At 71.8% G+C, this 2,360-nt stretch carries 1 protein-coding gene; it reads left to right on the top strand.

Annotated features, from left to right (window positions below; genetic code table 11):
* On the top strand, positions 1 to 2,360 hold a 2,360-nt coding region (locus CQZ88_RS27485; RefSeq protein ID WP_219727540.1), incomplete at both ends, for a condensation domain-containing protein.

Below are 2,360 nucleotides of genomic sequence, written 5' to 3'. Positions count from 1 at the left end.
ACTCGCTCGTCGCGACGCAGGTCGCGGCCCGCCTCAGCGAGGCGCTCGACGCGTCGATCCCGGTGCGGGCCCTGTTCGATGCCCCGACCGTCGAGGCCCTCGCGGTGCGGGCCGAGCAGGAGGCCGGCGCCGGCCGCCGCACGCCGCTGGTCCCGTACGAGCGGCCCGAGCGCATCCCGCTCTCGCCGGCGCAGCAGCGCATGTGGTTCCTCAACCGCTTCGACCCCGAGTCGGCGGTGAACAACGTGCCGATCGGCGTGCGCTTCACCGGCGCCCTCGACGTGCCCGCGCTGCGCGGGGCGATACGGGACCTGACCGAGCGCCACGAGGTGCTGCGCACCGTCTACCCCGACGTGGACGGCACCGGCTACCAGCAGATCCTGCCGGAGTCCCCGGTGCGGCTCGTCATCGAACGCATCGACGCGCAGGCCCTGCCGGACCGCGCCCGCGAACTGGTGACGCGCGGATTCGACGTCACCACCGAGGTGCCCTTCCGCGCGGTGGTCTTCGAGCTGAGCCGGACCGAGCATGTGCTGCTGTTCGTCGCCCATCACATCGCCACGGACGGGTTCTCGGTGCGTCCGCTCGCCCGCGACGTGATGGTCGCCTACGCGGCCCGCACCCGCGGTGAGCTGCCCGGCTGGGCACCGCTCGAGATCCAGTACGCGGACTACGCCCTGTGGCAGCGCGACGTGCTCGGCTCCGAGGACGAACCGGGATCCGTGGCCGCCGAGCAGGTGGAGTTCTGGAAGCGCACCCTCGCCGCCCTGCCCGACCAGCTCGACCTGCCCTCCGATCGCGTCCGTCCCGAGCGGGCCTCCGGGCACGGCCGCACCAGCCGCTTCCGCGTCGAGGAGGCGCTCCACGACCGCCTGCAGAACCTCGCGCACGAGAAGAACACGTCGCTGTTCATGGTCGTGCACGCGGCGCTCGCGGTGCTATTGGCCCGGTTGTCCGCGACCGAGGACATCGCGATCGGCACGCCGGTCGCCGGCCGCGGCGAGGCCGCCCTCGACGACCTCGTCGGCATGTTCGTCAACACCCTCGTCCTGCGCACCGACGTGCGGGGCGGGCAGTCCTTCGCGGACCTGCTGAGCGCGGTGCGCGAGAACGACCTCGATGCCTTCGCGCACGCGGACGTGCCGTTCGAACGGCTGGTGGAGATCCTCGATCCGGAACGCTCCCAGGCCCGGCACCCGCTGTTCCAGGTGGCGCTGACCTTCCAGAACATCGGACAGGCCGAGTTCGAACTCGACGGCCTCGCTCTGGAGGCGCTCGACTACGACCCGCCCACGGCGAAGTTCGATCTGCAGTTCACCTTCTCGGAGCAGGTGGCCCCGGACGGCTCGGCCGCCGGCATCGATGCCGCCGTGACCTACGCCACCGACCTGTTCGACGAGCTGCGGGTCGCCGCGTTCGCCGAGCAGCTGCTGCGGATCCTGCGGGCCGTGGCGGCCGACGCGTCGGTCGCGGTCGGTGACATCGAGATCGTCGACGAGTTCGAGCGCGAGCTCGTGGTCTCCCGGTGGAACTCGCTGGGCGACGACGTCGCCCCGGCGGACGTGACGCTGGTGGACATGTTCGAGGCGCGCGTCGCCGCCGCACCCGGCGACATCGCGGTGCGGTTCGGCGACGAGGCGCTCACCTACGCCGAGTTCGCCTCCCGGGCGCGGCGACTGGCCCGGCACCTGATCTCCGTGGGTGTGGGTCCGGAGTCGCTCGTGGCGGTCGCGCTGCCGCGGTCACTGGATCTGGTGGTCGCGCTCGTCGCGGTGCTCGAGGCCGGCGGCGGGTATCTGCCGGTGGACCCGAACTACCCGGCCGACCGGATCGAGTTCATGCTCACCGACGCCGCGCCGGCCGCGGTGCTCACCCTCTCCGGCACGGGGGTCGACGTGCCCACCGCGGTGCCGGTGGTCGAGCTCGACACCGTCGACCTGTCGGGGGTGGACGACGCGCCGATCCGCGACGAGGAGCGCACCGCGCCGCTCGACGCCACGAACCTCGCGTACGTCATCTACACCTCCGGGTCCACGGGCCGGCCGAAGGGCGTGCTGATCCCGCACCGGAACGTGGTGCGGCTGATGGTCAACACCGAGTCGGTCTATGGTTTCGGCCCGTCGGACGTGTGGACGATGTTCCACTCGTACGCGTTCGACTTCTCGGTGTGGGAGCTGTGGGGTCCGCTGCTGTACGGCGGCACCCTCGTCGTCGTGGACTGGTTCACCTCGCGCTCGCCGGAGGCGTTCCGCGAGTTGCTCGTTCGCGAGGGTGTGACGGTGCTGAATCAGACGCCGTCGGCGTTCTACCAGCTCGCCGAGGCGGACCGCACGGCCGGCGGGACCGGTGGCGAGCTGGCC

Origin of the sequence: Rhodococcus sp. ENV425, assembly GCF_002887785.1 — a bacterium.
Lineage (GTDB): Bacteria > Actinomycetota > Actinomycetes > Mycobacteriales > Mycobacteriaceae > Rhodococcus > Rhodococcus aetherivorans.
Note: the sequence above shows the minus strand (reverse complement) of the source record. Positions and strands in the feature narration are given on the sequence as shown.